The sequence below is a fragment of the Streptomyces sp. NPDC086989 genome (genome assembly GCF_044745505.1).
GTDB lineage: Bacteria > Actinomycetota > Actinomycetes > Streptomycetales > Streptomycetaceae > Streptomyces.
In genome coordinates this window covers 405,788-418,367 of the sequence record NZ_JBIVAL010000008.1, presented here as the reverse complement: position 1 = coordinate 418,367, position 12,580 = coordinate 405,788, and the positions used below count along the sequence as shown (strand labels likewise).

Here is a 12,580-nt window from a genome sequence, read left to right as displayed (position 1 = left end):
CAATCAAGGTGGAGTGCTTGCATGTCACTGGCCGCCGCAACTGATCGAGAGGACCGGCGTGAACCCGTGTCCTCGCGGATCGGCATCAGGGATGCACACGCCCGCCGAGGAGCTCCAGGCATGCAGGGCGAACGGGTGCTCGCGCACACCGATGTGAAGCACGGCGTTCAGGCCGCATCGTCGCAGAAGCACGAAGGCAGTCACGGCCTCGGCCTTGCAGTCGTCGTTCACGAACCAGCTTCTGCGACCGTGTGATCGTAGTGCTCGTTTCAGCCGTGCCACCTCCTCCGCTGACGGGAGGTCTGCACGTGCGCACACCGGTGCGGCCACGGACAGGAGCCGAAGGACCCGCCCGAACCCCATAGTTCGGATCGAAAGGTGCACTCCGCGCAGCCAGAGCCCGACCTCGGCGTCCGAGTACGCCTTTCGGCGAGCCGTTGCACACCCTGCGCGGATGAGATCGTTGACGAGCTGTGCGCGCTCCTCAGAGCTTCCCACGACGAACTTCTGCACGTCCGTCGCCGTCATGCCGAGAAAACGGGTCCGCCGCCTCCAGTCGGAGATCAGAGCACCGCTGGACATTTTGGTGACATGGCAGTGCGGTGACAGAATCCGCGTCACGGCCACCAGGGCATCGGTCTCTTGTGCCACCTCACACACTCCAAACCCGGCCTGCCGCACGTACTCTGCTGCAGGCCGAGTTCGACATGGTGGGTTGGGTCAGGACTGGTACCCGTGACCGTCGTAGAGTGCTCCGCTGAATCCGCGAATCAGGCGGCCGTCGCCGAAGAGGACGAGCCGATGCGGTGCACGGCGCCACAGTCTTCGAAGGTGCATCGCTTACCTCCAGAATCAAGCGGCGTTGAACACTTCCCACGCTACGCTGCGTCGAATGCCTCGCAACCCGACTGCCGGACAGGTTGATCACGACATCATCCAGGGTCCGGGCAGGGCGGCGCGGAGGCGTGGAGAGGGCGGCCACGAACAGGGACGGGACGGCCGCGAGGCAGCGGGCTCGGTACACCGGGCACCATCTTTCGATGACGGTGGGCGTTGACTCCGGCCAGCGCAACACGGCCCGCGGACAAAGCTGCGGCGACATCCCGCCGGAGCGGCCGGACGGCTCAGCGGATCAACACCCACGGCCCGCGACTGTTCGGACGGCCTCAGGCAGCCACGTACGCGGCCACGTACGTCCAAGGCGAGGCGGTCGTGGTGGAGCTGGACGAGACGGTGCGCCAGAGTCTGATCCGTACAGCGGACTCGTGGAAGGCGCAGGTGTGGGCGCCGATCGTGCTGGCGGCGGCTGGGGGCTTGGACGACGGGGCTGTCGTGCGAGACCTGGCGGCGAGGTCCCGGTGGAGCATCAGGCCGTCGCCGGTAGTTCGAGGACCGTGCCGGTCTCCGGGTCCGCGGGGTAGCTCGCGGAGTAGCCGTACCGCTCGCACAGCTCCGGATCGGCCCACCGGGCGGTGCGCTGCGTGCGGTAGTTGAACCACAGCGTCGGGCCTTGCGGTGCGGACAGTACGACGCGGGCGAGCGCCTCGTCATCGGGATGGTGGTAGGTGTCACCGTTGGTGGACACGAGATAGTGCCGGGCGGGGGCGACTTCAAGCAGTGCCTCGGTCACGTTCCGCCGGCTGCCATGGTGGGGAAGTTTGAAGGCGTCCACCTCCAAGACCGGCAGACCGCGGTGCGCGGCCACCCCTTTCAGGCCGGCCCCGAGCACAGGGCCGAACGCGTCCGCCCCGAGCACGGCGCGGGCGCCGCGGTACTCGATCAGCAGCGCGATGCTACTCCCGTTCGGGGTTGTCGTGTCGTCGGCCGTCTCATGAGCGGCTACGGCGGCCAGATCGCCGAGGGGCTCCAGGATGTCGGGCATCACATCGGCCTGCCAGCCACGCCGGGCCCGGTCGATGGTTTCGGACCACTCGCGCTCCAGGATCGCCAGGCGCTCCTTGGTCGGTGAGAGCACGGTGATGTGCGGGCCGTCGCGGACCGGCACCTCGATGAACCCGAACTCGTCCCCGGTGTCGATGGGGCCGCCGCCGAACGCCTGGTTCCACGGAAGTACGGGACCGACGGATTCCCCGAGCAGCGCCGCTACCAGGCTCTCCCCCTGGGCGACGCTGCCCTCCACCCTGCTCCGGGAGGGCATGTGCGGAGGGCCGTTGAACCAGTAGTCTCCGACGTCTCCGGCGTACTCGCTCCGCAGGAAGGGGAGCATGCCGCCTATGTGGTCACTGTCGATGTGGGTCACCACGGCGACGTCGATACGCCGGTCGTCGGGGTCGAGCCGGCTCAGCCTCGATTCGAGCCGGGGCCAGGTGCCCGGAGGGCCGCCGTCGACCAGCATGCGCCAAGGCGGTCCGCTCTCGCGCGCACACTCCACGAGCAGACAGTCACCCAATCGCGCAGGCAGTACCTCGATGCGGATGGCTGTGTCCATGGGATCGTCTCCCTCCAGCCGGGCGCACCACCAAATCTACGCTTGTCAGCAGGGCGCCGCAGAGCTGCGAGCAGGGGCTGGTCCAGGCGCATGCGGAACACCTTCGTGCCGGGCGGTGCAGGCCCGGGTGATCCAGACGAGCCAGGGCCCGGCCGGCTGGCCAGGCGCCCGCACCGCCGCTACGAGCGTCGGGGCAGCCACTTGCCGACTGCCTTCACCAGCAGACCTGCACCCCCATCTGCTACTGCCGGCTGCTCGCCGCCCGCCTCGACGCGTGTGCCGCGGGCCGGCTCGCCCGCGAGGTGACCAGTAGCGGTGCGGCAGACCCGTCTTGACCCGGCAGGAGATGGGCTGCGGGGCAAGGCGGGTGAACATCAGGTGATGAGGTGTCCCGCCGGGGCTCGGTCGGGGGATAACGGCCAGGAGGATATGCAGTCGTCAGGGCTGCCCCGGCTCGCGGCGAGGTTGGGACATGGCGGTCACCGGCACCTGGGATCCACAGAAGCCCACTTGCCCTGTGGTCGCTTCGGGCCCGAAGACCGGGCCGTGTACACAGCGAAGCCCGAAGGCCGGCCGGTGCGACCGCCCGGCTCGTCCACGATCGGCACGGGATGCAGGAGGTCGGCGGGGTGCAGGAGGTTGGCGGTCCACTGGCGCCAGCCGGCCTCGCCGACGTCCTCGACGGCCCGCACCACCTCGTTCCATCGACACGCCTGCGCCCCGGCCGTGTCGCTCCCACCGCAATCCAGAGGATGAGCCATGCCGCTAAAAGGTTACGGTGTCCTGGCTGCCCGCGCCGTCGACCGGCGCCGGGAGGGATCCACCGATACCCCTCACTATCAGATCCACCTCACCGACAACGCCGGCACCCACTACCGGGCCGCTGTCAACGTGGAGTCACAGCAGGCACCCTCCGAGCTCCTGTACCTGGCCGACGATGATTTCCGCCATCCCGTGACCGAGCTGCTCCCACCGGCCGGCAGCGGATGGACGGCCCTGGTGTCACAAGCGGGCAAGGCCAGCCTGGACTTCATCCGCGGCAACCTGTTCGACCCCGCCGCGATGCGAATGCTCCCGCCCGACGTCGAAGGCGCCGACAACGACTTGGCCGACCTGCTCGACCACTACGTACAGCGTGCCATCGCCGACCCCACCGCCGGCCTCTACGTATTCGGGCAAAGATTCGGGCCCGAGGCCCACATCGCCGACAAGGTGTTCGGCTTCCGGCCCGGCAACGGCGTACACGACATCCACATGAACCAGGGCAACAGCGGCCGCTTCCGCTCCGACAACGGCGTCTGGCAGGACGGCGCCTTGCTCGTACAGCTGCCCGCCGAAAACCGCTGGGTCGCGATCTTCCTGGCCTTCCAGTCCCAGGCCTGGCACACCGACGACAACACCGGTCACCCCCTCGACACCGCACCACCCCGCTCCGCCGACCGCGACGAACCCCTGCGGATCATGGCCGCACTGGTCAACCCCTCCGGCCCCGCACCCGCAGCCGTCACCGTACTGAACGCCTCTCCGGCGCCGATCGACCTCCAAGGATGGCAGCTCACCGACCTCAACCAGCAGACCCTCCCGCTCCCCGCCGGCACGCTCCAGCCCGGCACCACCCTCACCGTCCCGGGCGGCAACGGATTCCATCTCGGCAACCAAGGCGGCACGATCACCCTCCTCGACCCGGATGGCATCAAAGTCCACGGCGTCGCCTACACCGCGCGACAAGCCGAGCGCGAGGGACGGACCATCACCTTCTGACACCACCAGCACCAAGCCTCACAGCACCCTCGCCGGCCGGCAGAAAACCTGACCGGCGGGCGAGGACGGTCTTCGCACGGCTGTGCCCGGACCCCATTCGCAGGGCGCTTCGATGCGGGACGCGCGTCTCGCCGTCCCACCGAATCAGTGTCCGGTTTAGCCATTGGAGTGGATCTGCACCCGGCCGCAGAAATGGGGTTGCATGCCTGGGTATGCATTCCAGCATTGGCGCATTGGCTTTTAGTCATTGCCTTTTAGTGCCACTGGAAGAATGACGCGATGTAGGAGCGGACTGGCCATGCCCGACCACGCGCAGCTGCGGCGGGCGACCGCCTGGATGAGTGCAACTGCCGTCGAGCAGGCCGACGCCGCCGGCATCTCGGCCGCCTTCGATCCATCCGGCCACTTCCCGCTGAAGCCCGGCATCGCCGGGGGCGGCTGCGGACCAGGTTCCACGGCGCTGGAGCCGGGGCGGCTGTACCGCAGGGTCAGCGGCCGTGACGATCAGCCTCGGCCCGTCAGTGATGAGGAACTGGCGGAGTTGGGTGACCCGATGGCGGTCACGTTCTTCCGCGTCGGCAGGTTTCCGACCACCGTGCAGGAACTGCTCTCCGCACTCCCCGCCACGGCAGCCGCCTCACTCAAGGTGTATCTGGTCAGCGAGGCCGGGCAGATCTCTCCGGTTGCCATCAGCGAGCGCGACATGCGGTTCGCGATCACGACCGCCGTGGACGGCAATCAGGTGGACCTTCTGGTCAGCACCCAGGCCGGCGGCGACCCCAGGCAGGGATTTCTTCAGGTCGCGGGATGGGATTCTGTAGCGAGGGTCTTCAATTTCTATGCCCGTTTCGGATCGAGCTGGGTGTGGGCGGGCAACTCCTGGGACGCGCTGGAGCCGGACTCGCGGGGCAAGGGCTGCTTCGACAGCCACGTCAACGGCAGCGCCGTGATGAAGGAACTCAGGATCCCCTGGAACAACTGGCAGTCGGAGCGGGCAACGATCCGGCTCGCCGATGATGACCCGCTCCGCCATGATCAGCTGTTCCAGCAGGTCATCGGAGCCGAGCGGCTGGAACTGACGGTCAGGTTCCTCATCACCCGGTGGACGGCTGCCCGCCTCGCCGAGGTCACCGCGAACGGCGTCGTGGACCACCCCGACCGGCTACTGCGCCACCTGTTCACCAGCACCACGGTCAACCTCACCAGTACGGACCGGCAGAGCAGCACCATCACGGCGGACAGTGGCGATTTGACGCTGCCCACCGGGTTCTGGCTGAACCAGGACGTCCTGTTCGACGACCTGCGACTGTTCACGCAGGCCTCTCCGCCCCGGGCACAGGCCGCCGCATACCTGGCCGGCCTGACGCGGTTCGGTTTCCGGCTGGAGGAGAAGATCAGCGGCTTCTCCCAGCCAGGTGACACGTTCTTCGCCTTCGTTGTCCCCGAGGCTGCCCACGAGGACAACGAGGTGATCCGGCAGATGGTCCGCAGGGGGCTCATCTCGGCCAGGTTCGCCGCGTGCGTGCTGATGGTGGACTTTCCGAACCCGGTCTTCAGCCCAGCCCGCAGTCTCCTCATGCGGTACGTGCCGACCACGCCGGTCAAGGCCGTGAAGTTGTGTGACACCGTCACCCAGGCCATCTTGGACGCCGCGCGAACGCGAAACCTGCCCGCCGACAGTCCCGAAGCCCGCTTCGCCGCGCACTGGCAGGTACCTGAAGACAGGTGGCAATCAGTGTTCGGACAGCGGGTGGACAGCTATCTGCGCAAGGTCACCCAACAGATCCAGACCGCAGCCGGATTCGACGACTACGTCCGGTTGGCCGAGTCACGGCGCCGGCAATTTCGTCTCATGAAACTGAACGAGTTCGAGCTCACCCTGCCGGTCACCAACGTTGCGCCCGACGCGCCACCGCTGGCGATGCGCGAGGACGCCACCGTCGCGGAGCTGACCTGAAGCCAACCCTCCTCAGCCGGCACGGCATCAGCTACAGCGGCGCCGGCGACCGCTGCCTCCCACCCCTCCGTCTTCCCGAGCAAGGAGAACGAGCACCATGGCCACAGTGGATGCTTACGGGCCTCCCGGCAACCTCGACGATCTGGACGACTTCGGCCGCAAGGCATGGAACGTGTTCATCTCCGACACGGTCGACGAGGCCATTCAGGGCCCCGACCCCCGTCAGGTACTGAACGACAGTCCGCGACCGCAGTTCTACAACCTGACCAGCACGGATACGGCGTCGGACGTCCAGCGGGCCTCCATCACATGGACCGCTTTCCCCCGCATCATCAAGATCACTTCCGTTGGCGATCTCCAGCGGTGGCAGCGCGCCGACGCCAGCCGCGACGTCCAGGACGAGTACTGCGAGTGGAGCGTCACCCGGAATGGTTCGGGAAAGATCACCCAGGTCACGTTCACGTGTGAAGGCCCCGAGTATTGGGAGATCCTGGCACAGACGAATCCGGACAAGGTGGTCACCCTCTACCGTAGCTTCATCAGTCCGGACGTGCGCAAGGAGGATCTGTTCTCGCCCAGTGGCAGATACCAACCGCGCAACAAGTGGAACAACTCCACGAGCCACGGCGCCATGCACTTGATTCAGCAGAACAACACCCTGGGCGCAGAAATCGAGTTGGCTGCGGCAGCCACCATTCGGCGCGTCGTCAACGGCCAGGAGCTGAGCACTGAGCAGGAACTCATCAACTGCAGCAAGTACGGTGCCGCGGAGCGCAACAGTGATCCCCACATCGGCGCAGGAGTCAACGCCCTGGCCCGTCAGAAGGCCGACATCAGCCTCGCCGACCCAGTGGGCCTGTACTTCGACGACCTGTCGACGGACGGCTGGGAGACCCCGGACGGCTCCGATCCCCAGGACTACTGGACCTATCTGAGAGGCGACTCGGAGCACCGTGTCCGCGCCGTCTACGAAGTGCCCCAGGGCAAGGGGTTCGACGTCGGGGACATCACCATCGGCGGCAAGCCCATCGAGTTCGGAGCCCAGATCGCGGACTTCATCACCATCAGGCTCACGGGCCTCGCCTGCCGGTTCAACCACTCCACCGCCCAGCCGCAGACCGCCTGCAAGGAGTTCCCCGCGGTTGACATGCGGCAGGAGGGTTTCGGCGCAGCCGCGTTCTCCGCCTCCGGCCGCTTCTTGGATCCCCGTCCCACCCTCTCGTACCGCTCCTCCCGCGTCACCTGACCGTTCCTTCGCGGGGCGGCCGGCGGACCCGAGGCCGGGGCCCGACCCGTCGTGGCTCAGGCTGAGCCCGGTCACCCCGCTACCACCCCTGACTCCGACAGCGCAGCACCCACTTCCCCGGCCTTGGTGCCGATGTGGTGTCCGAGCGCCCGGTAGGCGTCGAACTGGGCATGGTCGAACCACTGGTCGAAGGTGCTCTGGCGGGGGAAGGCTTTCTCCCTGAGGGCGTAACTGAGCAGCTCGTACGGCATGTCGGGAGTCAGACTGGCCTTCACGAAGATGATCGTCCCCTTTGTGTCGGCCGGTGTGCCGGGCGAGAACTCGACCGGCTCGGGGTACTCGATCGTGCCGCGCACCACACTGGTGGCGGAGAACCGGGCGTTCAGCGCGGCCATCGGTGTCTCGGGCGGGAGCGGTGGGGCGCTGCCGGGCACCAGGTCCAGCACGTTCTGCCCCTCGTCCTTGAAGGTGATCTTCACTCCGAGGTCTTCGTAGGCGAGCGTGACCGCCTGCGCGAGGGTGGTGGCCAGGGGCGGCGTGTCCCCTGAGGAGTCGATGACGTAGACCGTACGGCAGCGGAGCCGGAGCGTCTCGACCAGTCCGAGATTGTCGAAGTGCCCGCCGTCGGTGCACAGCAGCAAGGGAGTGGTATCCGAGTACCAGCTCACCAGCTCCTGGAGTTGGTAACGGAGCCGCCGTACGCGGGGCAGCCGCGGCATGAGCCGGCAGGGCCCGTACTTCGCCAGTTCCGCGAGGTAGAGCGGGTTGGGGACCCACGTGCCCAGTCGCACGTTGGAAAGGGCGAGCAGCCGCTCCATGAAGATCGTCTGACTGCCCATCGCGGAGGCGAAGGCCGCTCCTGACACGGCGACGGCCGACTGCACGGTCAGGTCGCGTCCGATCAGCGGGGGTGCCGTGTTCTGCAGGGTGTCGGTGCGGACCCAGCCCGTGTCGGGGCCACCGCAGTAGTCGGAGGCGAAGGTGAAGGGCACGGCGGGACGCCCTGGGGCGGTGCGGTTGCGCAGCGAAATGGCAGCGGAGGCGGCAAAGATGACCTGGGGGAAGCCCTGCACTCGCTGCGCGTAGGGGTCCAGCGGGGTCGGCTCGTGGTTGTAGTCATACGGCAGAGCACCCACCGAGCCGTCCTTCAACACCGCGCGCCGGACAGCGAAGGCACCCGCCAGCCGCTGTCGGTAGAAGGGGTGCAGGCTGAAGGTGGTCTGGTCGATCACGAACGACAGCACGATCAGGGCGATCGGGACGCCGGCCTTCCACCCGATGTCCCAACTACCGGCGTAGACGGCGGCCCAGGACATGAGGGCGAGGCAGAAGAACGCGACCAGGAGCAGCACCAGCCAGCACACCACGACCTTGACCCAGCTTGCACCGACGTGAACGACGAGGGACGGGCCGCCCCTGCCGAACAGGCCGGGCTTCTCCCCGTCCGGCTTCAGCTCCTTGACCGTCTTGTGGACGACGGTGAACCAGGTTCCGACCGCAGTCGCCACCGCCGTGAGCGCGGCGAGCGCCGACAGCCCCCTGCCGTCGTTGTGCACCACCCCCTGTTCGCGCGCCAGCCAGGCGAAGAACCAGATCACCGCCGGGATGACGATGGAGATGAGGGCGACCGTCAGGGCCATGGCCACGATCGTGTTCACGATGCTGCGCAGCCAGGCGGGGCGGGACCTCATATTCCCCGCCCCTACGAAGGCGGCGCCCACGGACAGCAGGCCCGCCAGGGCGAACAGGGCCAGAACGGGGTGCCACGCGTGCGGATACAACTCAAAGGACGGCAGGGACACCTGTGGGAGTCCAGGACACCCCGGGACGTTCGGAACCGCACACGCCGGCTGGGACACCTTCGCCTGCGGCATGAAGCGGTGCAGGTCGGTCAGCGGAAGGTGCGAGTAGAACGCGTTCAGGAACTGGCCCGCCACTGCGAAGAGCAGCGCCAACATGCCGAAGGAAACGGCCATGCCCCGCAGCACCGCCCCCGCGGCGTGCATCTTCTCCTTGGGCGTGTCAGCCAGGTACTTGGCGTGGCGGCGGATGTGGTCCTCCTCCTGGCTGCCCGGTGCGAACGCGTCGGCGGGCTCCGCAAGGCCGGGCCGCACCGAGGGCTTCCCGTCCGCGTCCTTGAGCCGGGCACCGGTCAGGGCCAGCTGGAGGGCGCCGGCTGTGTACCCGCCACCGGACACCGAGACCAGATAGTCCGCCTTGAGTAGTTGTCCGCGCAGCGCCTGGAGCGCGCCCAGGGTGATCGAGGCCGACCGGATACCGCCGCCGGAAACGCAGAAGCCGAGCTCAGCAGGCTTTCGACCGGGCGGCTGGTAGGCACGCGTGCGCCAGCGGGTGACCGTGTTGGCGTCCGGGTCCTGGGCCTGGGCCTGGGGTGGTCGTGCCGGGTCGGGGGCGGTCCACTCGGGCCGGGGCTCCCAGTCGTGGGGCGCAGCGGGCGGAAGGATCACGTCGGGGTGGCTCCGCTGGCTCTCCGTCTCGTCGGCGGGCCGATTGCAGTGGGCCACGACGGGACGGGGATGGTCCCCCCGGCCGCTCGTCAGGACGGAGGGGTCCTGCACACGACGGCAGTAGAGGGTGAGGACGGTCAGCACGGCCGCTACCACCAGCGGGACGACGAGCGCCCACTTCACCTGGGCGAAGTAGGTCGCCCACTTCAGGTTCCGCTCCAGATCGCGCTCCGCGGCCGTTCGCAAGACGCCGAACCAGGGCAGTACAGGACCGTCCGGAGCGGCCTTGATCCGGTCCAGTGCCTTCCAGAGGAAGATGTTCTCCACGCAATCCGCCGCGACCACCACAGGGATGAGAAGGAGCGCGCGCCGGGCCCACAGGCGCGTGGACTTCCGGTAGAGGAGCAGGTGCCCGAGTCCGAAAGCCCCGGCGAGGGCCGCTCCGTACCCGGGAACGTACCAGCGCCAGTCCAGCACGAGGCCGTCCTGGAAGAGTTTGGCCCCGCCTCCGTCCTTCACGATGGCACGAGCCGTATCTGCCGTCGCCGCGAACTGCAGCAGCAGTTCGCTGTCCAGTGGGGGTCTGGCGCGGAACGGCGGATCCGCCACGTACCAGATGATCATGAAGAGACCGGCGGCAAGCCCGAACAGGCACAACCCCACCGCCCAGCCCGGCACGTCTCGCAGCTTCAACTGCGCCTGAGCATTCGGCATGCACGCAGAGTAGTCACCTGAACGCGATTCGCATCGATGCGCGCCCTACACGAGGCAGCGGAGGACCCACTCAGCGCCCCCGCCTCGGCCCGCGCCCCCCTCACCGCCTAGGTGGGCGCCAGTGGCCGACGACCTGGCCCGGCAGGCGTCGTTGCTACTCCAGGTACTCCTGCAGCCGGGTGAGCAGGGCCGCGAACGCGGGGGTCATGGCGGCGTCCGACTGTTTGAGAACCGTCGAACGACCGCCGTCCTCCACCGAGATGGTGTAGCTCATCGCATCCCTGGCCCGGCCGGGCTGGTCCGGCTCGCCCGTTGCGACGGCCGCCTCCACCAGCCGGGCCAGCTCCGAGGCAGCGTTCTCCGGGAGGGTGTCCGTATCCAGCACCTTGGGCGGGAGGCGGAGATTGGCCGCCGCCGCCAACCCGCCGTGTGTCGCCAGAGTCACCTTCATTGCGCGCAACCTCGTTACGATGGGTCCGGGTTCGGGCGGCGGCAATCTCTGGTGTCAACCGGCCCGCTTCAACGCGGCCACCTCCTTGGCCAGTCTCGTCATCTGGGTGCTCAGTTCCCCGACCTGCCTGGTCAAGGATGCGAGCCCGTCCTGTCGTCTCACACCACCGTTCCCGTCGACAGCAAGGCTCCGCGCCCGCGCGATTCCGGCCGGGACGCCTCTGATGGGGATTTCCACCTCTTGCCACGCTGCCAGCACAGCCGACTGCTCGGCGCTCCCGATGCCGAAGAGTTCCCCGGCCTTCTGGAAGGTGGTGTCCGCGAAGTCCTGGAACTGGGTTTCGGGGCCGGACGCTTTCAGCGATTCGTACCAGATGGGCCCCGCACCCTCCCATGAGAATCCGCCGATGCCCACAGCCGCCAGGAAGAACGCCTTGTTCGGGATGCCCGAGTTGAAGTGCACCCCGCCGGAATCCCCTTCCTCGGTGTCGGGCAGGTGAATGAATTTGCTCATACGGTCAGGCTGGGGATCCTTTCCGAACAGTGCATTGTCGTATGCGTGCCCCGGGGCCTTCATCGATCGCAGGGCGTCGGCATCGATCCCGGGAGTCCACACATCAGCCCCGATCAGCCAGTCCGCCTCCTCAACCGACTGCTTCAGCGACCACTGCTTGACCAACGACCCGAAAACATCCGAGATCGACTCGTTCAGGGCCCCGGACTGATTGTGGTACACGAGCCCCGCAGTGTGTTCGGTGACTCCATGCGTCAACTCGTGCGCAATCACGTCCAGGGATCTGGTGAGGTCGTCCAACATCTTTCCGTCTCCGTCACCGAAGACCATCTGCCGTCCGTCCCAGAACGCGTTGTTGAACTTCACACTGAAGTGAACGTACCCGTCCAGGCGCATCCCGTGGCCGTCGATCGAATCACGCTGGAACACCTCCTTGTAGAAATCGCGTGTCAGGCCGAGTCCGTCGAATGCCCGGTTCGCGGACTCGTCCATGGACTCCGGTCCATCCTCCGACCTGGCCAGGTCGGCGGATGCGAGGAAGCTCCCGTGGTCGCAGTCGAAGACGGTGCGCCGACCGTTACCGGTTGCGGTTGCGGCTGGGCCGGCGAAGGACGCCCGGATCGCCCGTTCGCCCCGCAGGCGAGCGGTGGTCAGCATGGTGTCCAAGGCGGCCTGGCGCACCTCGGTGTCTTCGCTCTCCAGAAGCTTCTTGAGCAGGTGCGGGGGGATGATGCAGTTGAGTAGGGAGGTCTTGCACATAGGACACCTCCTGGGAAAGAAGAACAATGGGCGAGCAGGCAGCGGCGCGGGGAGGGTGCACGACGTTCGATGCGGCAGGACACGGCGTTGCCACGCCGACGCCGCTCCGCGAGGGTCTCGTGGCCGAACGGCAGGAGCCCGCTGGGCGTGGCAAGGGGAAGAAGCATCGGCGCCGGCCAGCCCAGTTTCCCGAGGCGGGGCCATGCTCATATCTCCAGTCTCCGGCGGCCCGTAGCGACTGGCAAACGAAGTCACATCCACC

At 67.5% G+C, this 12,580-nt stretch carries 8 protein-coding genes; 3 read left to right on the top strand and 5 right to left on the bottom strand.

What is annotated here, in order from left to right; translation table 11 throughout:
* Positions 1–24 precede the first annotated feature (24 nt).
* Positions 25–651: a lasso peptide biosynthesis B2 protein gene (locus ACIPK4_RS22215; RefSeq protein WP_402315128.1), complete on the bottom strand. Its 627-nt coding sequence runs from the start codon at positions 649–651 to the stop codon at positions 25–27.
* Between the two features lie 715 nt (positions 652–1,366).
* Positions 1,367–2,449, bottom strand: coding sequence for a ComEC/Rec2 family competence protein (locus tag ACIPK4_RS22210; protein ID WP_402315126.1), 1,083 nt, complete (start codon positions 2,447–2,449; stop codon positions 1,367–1,369).
* A 759-nt stretch (positions 2,450–3,208) separates the two neighbouring features.
* Here ACIPK4_RS22210 and ACIPK4_RS22205 point away from each other — a divergent pair.
* The 3 genes from ACIPK4_RS22205 to ACIPK4_RS22195 all read left to right on the top strand — a co-directional run bounded on the left by ACIPK4_RS22205 (position 3,209) and on the right by ACIPK4_RS22195 (position 7,413).
* The gene (locus tag ACIPK4_RS22205) at positions 3,209–4,210 is read left to right on the top strand and encodes a DUF2278 family protein (RefSeq protein WP_402315124.1); all 1,002 of its coding nucleotides are present in this window, start codon (positions 3,209–3,211) and stop codon (positions 4,208–4,210) included.
* A gap of 298 nt (positions 4,211–4,508) precedes the next feature.
* Positions 4,509–6,167 (top strand): hypothetical protein, encoded by a 1,659-nt coding sequence (locus ACIPK4_RS22200; protein ID WP_402315122.1) that lies wholly within the window; start codon positions 4,509–4,511, stop codon positions 6,165–6,167.
* Between the two features lie 97 nt (positions 6,168–6,264).
* The gene (locus tag ACIPK4_RS22195) at positions 6,265–7,413 is read left to right on the top strand and encodes a hypothetical protein (RefSeq protein ID WP_402315120.1); all 1,149 of its coding nucleotides are present in this window, start codon (positions 6,265–6,267) and stop codon (positions 7,411–7,413) included.
* Positions 7,414–7,484: 71 nt separating this feature from the next.
* On the opposite strand, the gene ACIPK4_RS22190 is transcribed toward ACIPK4_RS22195, so the two are convergent.
* From ACIPK4_RS22190 to ACIPK4_RS22180, 3 genes are all read right to left on the bottom strand, one after another.
* Complete coding sequence (locus ACIPK4_RS22190; protein WP_402315118.1) at positions 7,485–10,595, bottom strand: hypothetical protein; 3,111 nt, start codon at positions 10,593–10,595, stop codon at positions 7,485–7,487.
* A 154-nt stretch (positions 10,596–10,749) separates the two neighbouring features.
* Complete coding sequence (locus ACIPK4_RS22185) at positions 10,750–11,046, bottom strand: protealysin inhibitor emfourin (RefSeq protein WP_402315116.1); 297 nt, start codon at positions 11,044–11,046, stop codon at positions 10,750–10,752.
* Between the two features lie 54 nt (positions 11,047–11,100).
* Entirely contained in the window at positions 11,101–12,318 is a 1,218-nt protein-coding gene (locus tag ACIPK4_RS22180) for a M4 family metallopeptidase (RefSeq protein ID WP_402315114.1), read from the bottom strand.
* Between the last annotated feature and the right edge of the window lie 262 nt (positions 12,319–12,580).

Bases quoted from the DNA above. Each gene is read 5' to 3' on its own strand.
- ACIPK4_RS22190 (WP_402315118.1), bottom strand. From the start codon at position 10,595: ATGCCGAATGCTCAGGCGCAGTTGAAGCTGCGAGACGTGCCGGGCTGG.
- ACIPK4_RS22180 (WP_402315114.1), bottom strand. From the start codon at position 12,318: ATGTGCAAGACCTCCCTACTCAACTGCATCATCCCCCCGCACCTGCTC.
- ACIPK4_RS22185 (WP_402315116.1), bottom strand. From the start codon at position 11,046: ATGAAGGTGACTCTGGCGACACACGGCGGGTTGGCGGCGGCGGCCAAT.
- ACIPK4_RS22205 (WP_402315124.1), top strand. From the start codon at position 3,209: ATGCCGCTAAAAGGTTACGGTGTCCTGGCTGCCCGCGCCGTCGACCGG.
- ACIPK4_RS22200 (WP_402315122.1), top strand. From the start codon at position 4,509: ATGCCCGACCACGCGCAGCTGCGGCGGGCGACCGCCTGGATGAGTGCA.
- ACIPK4_RS22195 (WP_402315120.1), top strand. From the start codon at position 6,265: ATGGCCACAGTGGATGCTTACGGGCCTCCCGGCAACCTCGACGATCTG.
- ACIPK4_RS22210 (WP_402315126.1), bottom strand. From the start codon at position 2,449: ATGGACACAGCCATCCGCATCGAGGTACTGCCTGCGCGATTGGGTGAC.